General features: G+C 72.3%; 7 protein-coding genes. All 7 read right to left on the bottom strand.

Features of this window, described 5'->3' with window-relative positions:
* Positions 1 to 182: 182 nt before the first annotated feature.
* The gene (ftsZ, locus tag M3Q23_08940; GenBank protein ID MDP9342210.1) at positions 183 to 1316 is read right to left on the bottom strand and encodes a cell division protein FtsZ; all 1134 of its coding nucleotides are present in this window, start codon (positions 1314 to 1316) and stop codon (positions 183 to 185) included.
* Between the two features lie 252 nt (positions 1317 to 1568).
* Complete coding sequence (locus M3Q23_08945; GenBank protein MDP9342211.1) at positions 1569 to 2279, bottom strand: FtsQ-type POTRA domain-containing protein; 711 nt, start codon at positions 2277 to 2279, stop codon at positions 1569 to 1571.
* A 109-nt stretch (positions 2280 to 2388) separates the two neighbouring features.
* Positions 2389 to 3330, bottom strand: coding sequence for a UDP-N-acetylmuramate dehydrogenase (gene murB / locus M3Q23_08950; protein ID MDP9342212.1), 942 nt, complete (start codon positions 3328 to 3330; stop codon positions 2389 to 2391).
* Positions 3327 to 4790, bottom strand: coding sequence for a UDP-N-acetylmuramate--L-alanine ligase (gene murC, locus M3Q23_08955; GenBank protein ID MDP9342213.1), 1464 nt, complete (start codon positions 4788 to 4790; stop codon positions 3327 to 3329). Before murC ends, murB begins: the two co-directional genes overlap by 4 nt.
* A complete protein-coding gene (murG, locus tag M3Q23_08960; GenBank protein MDP9342214.1) occupies positions 4787 to 5899 on the bottom strand; it encodes an undecaprenyldiphospho-muramoylpentapeptide beta-N-acetylglucosaminyltransferase in 1113 nt (370 codons plus the stop codon). The genes murC and murG overlap by 4 nt, the downstream gene beginning before the upstream one ends.
* Positions 5896 to 7197 (bottom strand): putative lipid II flippase FtsW, encoded by a 1302-nt coding sequence (ftsW, locus tag M3Q23_08965; GenBank protein MDP9342215.1) that lies wholly within the window; start codon positions 7195 to 7197, stop codon positions 5896 to 5898. The genes murG and ftsW overlap by 4 nt, the downstream gene beginning before the upstream one ends.
* Positions 7198 to 7199: 2 nt before the next feature.
* Positions 7200 to 8436 (bottom strand): UDP-N-acetylmuramoyl-L-alanine--D-glutamate ligase (murD, locus tag M3Q23_08970; GenBank protein MDP9342216.1); only part of this gene is annotated, 1237 nt, incomplete at its 5' end.

An 8436-nucleotide genomic window follows, 5' to 3' on the forward strand; every position in this document is an offset into this window, starting at 1 on the left:
CCGGGGTGGGGGTTGGGGAGGGGTGGCCCCTCCCCAACTGCCGAAGAAAAAGGGGGGCGGGGGGGACGATGTTCTCGTCTTGCCCGAGGCGGGGGAAGGGCGCCTCGCGGCGTACCTCCCCGCCCCCCACCGCCGGTCCGCGGCGCGCGCCGGCGGGTTCTGGTCAGATCGTCAGGTCTCGCTCAGCTCTTGAGGAAATCCGGGATGTCCAGGTCTTCCTCGGCGTCGAACACGACCGTCTCCGGCGCCGGCTTGAAGATGTCCTCTTCCTCCTCGTCCTCCCGCAGGAGGGAGGGGAGCTGCGTCTCGTCCTCCTCGTGCGGCTCCTCCAGGAGCCGGGACAGCCGGGTCTCGCCGAGCCCGAGGCCCCCGAGCTTGTCGAACCCCGCGGCGATGACGGTCACCCGGACCTCCTCGCCCAGCGCGTCGTCGATGACCGCGCCGAAGATGATGTTCGCGTCGGGGTGCGCCACCCGGGTGATGGTGTCGGCCGCGCGGTGCACCTCGTGCAGCGAGAGGTCCTGCGGCCCCGAGATGGACAGCAGGACGCCCTTGGCCCCCTCGATGGAGGACTCGAGCAGTGGCGAGGAGATGGCGGCCTTGGCCGCGTCCTCCGCCCGGCTTTCGCCGGTGCCATGGCCGATGCCCATGAGGGCGGAGCCGGCCGACGTCATGACGGCCTTCACGTCGGCGAAGTCGAGGTTGATGAGGCCGGGAGTCATGATCAGCGAGGTGATGCCGTCCACACCCTGGAACAGGACCTGGTCGGCCATCCGGAACGCGTCGAGCATCGGCGTGCTCGGCTCGGACACCTGGAGCAGCCGGTCGTTCGGCACGATGATCAAGGTGTCCACGGCTTCCTTCAGCTTGGTGATCCCCATCTCCGCCTGGGTGGCGCGCTTTCGACCCTCGAAGCCGAAGGGCCGCGTGACGACCCCGATGGTGAGCGCCCCCAGGTCCCGGGCGACCTCGGCCACGACGGGGGCCCCACCGGTGCCGGTCCCGCCACCCTCGCCGGCGGTGATGAACACCATGTCGGCGCCCTTCAGGATCTCCTCGATCTCCTGGCGGTGCTCCTCGCCGGCCCGCCGCCCGACCTCGGGGTCGGAGCCCGCACCCAGCCCGCGGGTGGTGTCGCGGCCGATGTCGAGCTTCACGTCGGCGTCCGACATGAGCAGCGTCTGCGCGTCCGTGTTCACCGCGATGAACTCGACGCCCCGCAGGCCGGCCTCGATCATCCGGTTGACCGCGTTCACGCCGCCGCCGCCGATCCCGACGACCTTGATCACGGCGAGGTAGTTCGATGGGGGTTGCATCTCGAGAGTCCTCCTCGTGGCTCCGGCCTGTCTACCTGGGGAAACGCCGTGCCCGAACCCTGGATCCTAACGCTTGAGTTGAGGTTTATTGTTATGTCAACCTCACCTACAAGGGCAGGACTCTAGCGTCAACCTGCTGGTCCGTCAAGTGTTACCGCACCTCGAGTTGATGCAACAGGTAGCACAAACCCGAAGAGGAGGTGGAGGGCTCGTGAGCCGTCTCGACCCGGGGGGTCGGCCGGGGGGGGAAGCTCAGGCGCCCGTGTCCGCGGCCGGCGTGGGCGATGGGCTTGCTCCTGCCCGTGGTGAAGCCGGAGGAGCGTCCCCCGAGCCCACCGCCGGGGCGAGCGGCGCCCGGAGGTCCACGTAGCCGACCTTCGTCCCGCTGCTCGACACCCACCGAAGGATCCCGGCCAGGGCCTGGTCCTTCACGGCGATGTCCGAGGCGTTGCCGAACAGCACGTGGATGCCCGAGGAAAGCTCGACCACCAGGGACCCGTCCCGGCTGGGCACGACGGAGTGAACCCGGGCCCGAACCCACGGGCTCATCCTCCCCACCACCGAGGCCGGGCCGGCCAGCACCCGGCGATCCCCGAGCGCCGTCATCAGCAACGGAAGTCGTGGGTCGTCGGACACGCGTTCCAGCACCATTCCGTCCGCGGCGACCAGAGCCCACCGCGAGCCCACCTTCACCTCGGCCGCGGGCGTGCGCTCCGTCACCGAAACTCGGACGGTGGACGGAAGCGACCGGGCCACGGTGGCCGAGGCGATCCAGCGGTTGGCCTCCAGGCGGTGGATGGCTGCGGCCGTGTCGAGCCACAGGACGTTCATGCCGGGCGCCAGGCCCGCCTCCCGCAACACCTGCGCCCGGTCAAGGTGCGACGCGCCGGACACCTCGATGGTGCGAGCCCGGAACAGCGGTGAGTTCGCCACGCCCCAGCCGCCGGCCGCGATGACGGCCACGGCCGCGATGACGGACGCCCACCGTGGGATCCGGCGCCGGGGCTGGAGCTTCCTCGGATCGCCCTTCGGATCTTTCCCCGGATCTTTCCTCGGATCTTTCGTGGGCGCTTCAGCGGATCGCGAGATCGAACTCCCCCACAAGGTGCACCTCCGGCTCCAGCGTGGTCCCGTAGCGCTCCCCCACCCGTCGCTGGATCAGGCGGATGAGCGTCACCACGTCCGCCGCCCGCGCTCCCGGCGACGTGACGATGAAGTTCGCGTGCTTCGTCGAGACGGTGGCCCCACCGACCCCGGTGCCCTTCAGGCCGAGGTCCTCGATCATCCGGGCAGCGTGCCCGTCGGGCGGGTTCTTGAACACGCTTCCGCAGTTGGGCTCCGCCAGGGGCTGGGTGGCTCGCCGCCATTCCCGAGCCTCCTCCATCAGATGGCGGATCTCGCCTCGTTCCCCCTGTTGCAGGGCGACCGTCGCCGCCACGACCACGCCGTCATCGGGCAGCGACGACCCGCGGTACCGGAAGCCCGCGTCGGGGGCCGGCACCGTTCGCGTCGATCCCGAGCGGAGGGAGAACACCTCGATCTGCTCGAGGACCTCGTCCAGCGAGTGGCCGTGCGCCCCGGCGTTCATCCGCACGGACCCGCCGAGCGACGCGGGGATGGCCACGCCGAACTCCAACCCGGCCAGCGTGTGTGCGAGCGCGACGCCCGACAGCGCGGGGAGCGGCATGGAGCCGCCGGCGGTCAGCCGCGTCCCCGCCCGCGCCGTCCACCGGAAGCCCTTGCCCAGGCGGAGGACCAGGCCGGGGAACCCGGCGTCGGCCACCAGCACGTTCGAGCCCTTCCCGAGGACCGCGAACGGGACGCCCGTCTCCCGTACGGCGTGACTGGCCGCGGCCAGGTCGTCGAAGGACTGCGGCTCGAGGAACAGCGCGGCCGGACCGCCGATGCGAAACGTCGTCAGGGGGGCCAGCGAGAAGCCGGTGCGAAGCCGCTCGCCGCACGCGGCTCGCAGGATGGCCTCGGCCCGGGCGATGGCGCCCCTTCCCTCGTTCATGCGGTCCCCAAGATCCGCTCCAGCGTCTCCTCCGCCACCATCGTGACGTCCCCCGCACCGAGCGTGAGCACCAGGTCGCCCGGACGCACCTCGTGCGCCAGGAACGGAGCGACGTCGGAGCGCCGGGGCAGGTACACCACGCGCCTGGAGGGGAGGGCCTCCGTCAGCGCCTCCACCACCAGCTTGCCGGTCACCCCGGGGATGGGGGTCTCGCCGGCGCCGTACACGTCCGTCACCACCACCAGGTCGGCCCGCTCCAGGCTCTCTCCCAGCTCGCGCCACATCGCGGCCGTCCGCGTGTACCGATGGGGCTGGAACACCGCGACGACGCGGCGGTACCCGGGCGGCGTCGCGGCCAGCGTCGCCGCGACCTCGGTGGGGTGGTGCGCGTAGTCGTCAACGAACTCGGCTCCGCGGCCGACCCCGCGGAACTCGAACCGGCGGCGGACGCCCGAGAACGAACGAAGCGCCTCGGCGGCCTGCTCGGGCGCAACGCCGGCGACCCGCGCCGCCAGGACGGCACCGCACGCGTTCAGGAGGTTGTGCACGCCGGGCACGCGAAGGCGCAGCTCGACCCGGGACCCGTCGAGCTCCATGGTCCCGAGTGCCCCCGACCCGTCGGATTCCACGACCAGCCGGGCCGTGTTTCCCTGACCGACGCCGTACGTCTCGGCGCTCACGCCGCCGGCGGCGCGGAGAGCCTCGGCGATCCCGGGATCGTCGCCGCACACCACCGCGTGCTTCGACTGCCGCAGGAACCGCGCGAACGCCGACCGGATCTGCGTGCCGTCGCGGTAGAAGTCCAGGTGGTCCTCCTCCACGTTCGTGGCCACGGCCACCTCGGGATGCAGGAGCAGGAACGAGCCGTCGCTCTCGTCGGACTCGGCGACGAACCACGCGCCGCCGCCGTGTCGCGCACCGGAGCCGCTCTCGTTCAGGTCTCCGCCGATGACGAACGTGGGGTCGAGCCCGGCCCGGTCCAGGATCACCGAGATCATCGACGTGGTGGTGGTCTTCCCGTGCGTTCCCGACACCGCGATGGTCCGGGACCCCCGCATCAGCGCGGCCAGGACCTGGGCTCGGGCCAGCACCGGGATGCCGCACCGGCGAGCCTCGACCAGCTCCGGGTTCTGTTCGGGGATGGCACTGGACACGACCACGGCGTCGGGCGAGACCGGGCGCTCCAGCTGGTCGGCGCGGTGCCCCACGAACACCGTGGCCCCGCCGGCACGGAGGTCCTCCAGGCCCCGGGACTCCTTCAGGTCCGAGCCCGACACGGTGAACCCCCGGGCCAGCAGGAGCCGGGCGATCCCGCTCATGCCGGCCCCGCCGATCCCGATCAGGTGGATCCGGCGAAGCGGCTCCAGGTCGGGGACGTCGAGCGTCGGGATGCTGCCCGGCGGGGGGACGTAGTCCGGGAGCCCGCTCACCGGGAGCCCGCTCACCGGGAGCCCGCTCACCGGCCCGCCCCCGCCGCATCGGCCACGACCTCGGCCAGCCGCTCCGCCGCGTCCGGCCGCCCCCACGCGGCGGCCCGGGCAGCCATGGCCCGGAGGCGCTCCTCGTGCCCGACCAGCGCGTCAATCCGGTCGGCCAACTCTTCCGGCGTCAGCTGGTCGTCCAGCAGCACGCTCGCCCCGCCGGCCCGTTGCACCGCGCGAGCGTTCGCCTCCTGATGCCGCGCCGTGGCATACGGATAGGGAATGAGCAGGGCGGGGAGGCCGCACGCGGTGACCTCCGCGATGGTGGTGGCGCCGGCCCGGCTGACCACCAGGTCGGCCACCGCGTACGCCAGCTCCATCCGGTCCAGGAACGGCAGCGCCCGGACCACCAGCGCGCCTCCCCGGGGAAGTCCCCGGAGCATGGCCTCGTGATGGGCCGGCCCCGTCAGCAGCACCACCTGGAGGTCGCCCCGGTCCCGCAGGATCCCGCAGGCCCCCACGGCGGCCCGGTCGACGTGCAGCGCCCCCTGGCTCCCGCCGAACACCACGATCGTGCGGCGGCCTTCCTCCAGCTCCAGCTCCTTGCGGGCGATCTTGGCGAGCGACTCCCGCTCCGCCGGAACGCCGGCGATGGCCTCGCGGATGGGGTTGCCGGTCACGACCGTCCGCGTCCGGCGCCGGAACGACGCCGCGGCTTCCGGGAACGACAACGCGACGACCCGGGACATCCTCGCCAGGACCCGGTTGGCCAGGCCCGCCACCGCGTTCTGCTCGTGGATCACCACCGGCCGGTGGGCCCGGCTCCCGGCGACCACCGCGGGGACGCTCACGAACCCGCCCATCCCTACCACCACGTCGGCATCCTGGACCAGCGGCCGCACGCGACGGACCGAGCCCAGCGCGACGACGGGCGCGCGGAGCGCCCGCAACGAGAGCTTCCGCACGAACGGCTTCGCCTCGATCTCGACGAAACGGAACCCCGCCGCGGGCACCAGCCTCGCCTCCTGCCCCGTGGACGTCCCGGCGAAGGTGACCTCCGCGCCGTGGTTGTCGGCCAGCCGGCGCGCCACCGCCAGGGCCGGGAACACGTGTCCGGCGGTTCCCCCTCCGGCGATGAGCACCTTCATCGCGCCGCCGCCTTCCGGGAGGGCGACCGCTTCGCCGGAGCGGAGCCGGACCGTTTCCCAGGTGCCCGCTTGGGCGGGGGGGCCACGGCTTGCTCCGGCGACGACCGTCCGATGTTCACCAGGATCCCCACGGCGGCCAGCGTCACCACCAGCGACGAGCCGCCGAACGACACGAACGGCAGCGGCACGCCGGTGACCGGCAGCAGCCCGGTGACCGCGCCCAGGTTCACCAGCGTCTGGAGCCCGAGCCACCCCACGATCCCGGCGGCCAGCAGCCGCCCGAACGTGTCGGGGGCCCTCGCCGCCACGCGGATCCCGGCGTAGATCAGCATCCCGAACAGGATCAGCACGACGATCTCCCCCAGCAGCCCCAGCTCCTCCCCCAGGATCGAGAAGATGAAGTCGGTGTGCGCGTTGGGGATGTACATCCACTTCTGGCGGCTCGCCCCCAGCCCGACCCCCAGCCACCCGCCCGACCCCAGCCCGATCAACGACTGGATGAGCTGGTAGCCGGTGTTCGTGGGGTCCTTCCAGGGATGCAGGAACGACAGGAACCGGGCCTTCATGTACCCGTTGGCCATGATCGCGGCCGTCGCCAGGATGCCGCTCACCAGGACGCTGGTCACCAGGTATCGGAGCCGGATGCCCGCCACGAACGCCACCACGAACACCGTGGCCGCCACGATGACGGTGGTCCCCAGGTCGGGCTGGAGCATGATCAGCCCGCACACGATGGCCACCGCGGGAAGCAGGGGAAGGGCGGCGTGGAGCGGATCGGCCAGGCGGTTCCACTTCCGGGTCAGGATGGTCGCGGTGAACACCACCATGGCCAGCTTGGCGATCTCCGAGGGCTGGACGGTCACCGGGCCGAACGCGATCCAGCGGGACGATCCGCCCGCCACCGTTCCGACGGCCGGATGCAGCACCACGACCAGCAGCCCGAGCGATCCCAGCATCAGCGGGATGGCCAGCCGCTGCCACGTGCGGTAGCGGATCCGGGCGGTCAGCAGGAGCATGGCGGTCCCCACCACCACGTACACCGCCTGTCGCTTGAAGAACAGGAAGCTCGAGTGGTACCGCGCGTACGACGACACCGAGCTCGCCGACAGCACCATGACCAGCCCGATCCCGGTGAGGAGCCCGGTCGCACCGAGGAGCACGAGGACCACGGTGGGGTTGCGGGTCCGCTCGCGGTGGCGGATGCGCTCCCACAGCCGGGCCCGGGACCGGGCGGCGCCGCGCTCGCGGACCACCTGGAGGTGCCGCTCGGAGGTCACGGCGACCGCGCGGGTGGCCATCCTCACACTCCTTCCTGGTTGGGGGCTTGGAGGCCGGCCGGTGCATGCGGCCGCTCCGGCCGCAGGGCCCGGGCCGCGGCCGCGAACCGGTCCCCGCGCTCCGCGTAGTCCCGGAACATGTCCTGGCTGGCGCAGGCCGGCGCCAGGATGACCACCCCGCCCGGGGGCGCGAGCTCGATACCGAGCGTGACGGCCTCCTCGATCGAGCCGGCCTTTTGGACCGGGACGGAGCCCTCGAATAGCGCCGCGATCTCGGGACCGGTCTCGCCCAGGACGACCACGCCGGCCAGCGCCGGCAGCGCTGCCGTGAGCGGCGAGAGGTCCAAACCGCGAGAGAGGCCCCCGGCCACCAGGACCGCTCGCTCCAGGCCGGCCAGCGCGGCGAGGGCGGCGTGCGGGTTCGTTGCCTTCGAGTTGTCGACGAAGCGGACCGAACCGACGGTCGCGACCACTTCGCCGCGGTGACGCAGCGGCTGGAAGGATGCGAGCGCCCGCCGAACCGCATCCGGATCGAGCCCGAACGCAAGCGACGCGGCGGCGGCCGCGGCGGCGTCGGCGCGGAACGCCTCGCTCTCGCCCCGCGGCGTGCCGAGCTCGACGGCATCGCCGCCCAGCCGTGAGACCAGCACACCGTCGTCCCGGTACCCGACCTCTCCCTCGGCCGGGCCGACTAGTCTGAACCAGACTACTGGACACGGCGCCGACGCGGAGATCGCCGCGGCGGCCGCATCGTCCCCGTTCCCGACGTGGATGTCACCCGCTCGTTGCAGCGAGAACACGCGCGCCTTGGCCTGGCCGTACGCCTCCATCGATCCGTGCCAATCCAGGTGGTCGGGCGCCACGTTCAGCAGGATCGACACACGGGGGTGGAAGCGCTCGTGGAACCGCAGCTGGAAGGACGACGCCTCGACGGCCAGCGCGTCGTGGCCCTCCCCGGCCGCGAGCGAGAACGGGTACCCCACGTTCCCGCACGCCACGGCGTCGAGTCCGGCCGCGCGCATGGCGCCGGCGACCATCTCCGTCGTGGTGGTCTTCCCATTGGTTCCGGTGATCGCGACGTACGGCGCGTCGCACAGTCGGGCGCCGAGCTCGAGCTCGCTCCAGATCGGGATGCCCCGCGCCGTGGCCTCCTGCAGGATGGGCGCGTGCTCCGGGACCCCTGGGCTCGTCACGACGAGCGCCGCCCCGTCCAGATGCCCCGCCTCATGCCCGCCGGCCAGCACCTCGACCCCATGAGGC

This window comes from Actinomycetota bacterium (assembly GCA_030774015.1).
GTDB lineage: Bacteria > Actinomycetota > UBA4738 > UBA4738 > JACQTL01 > JALYLZ01.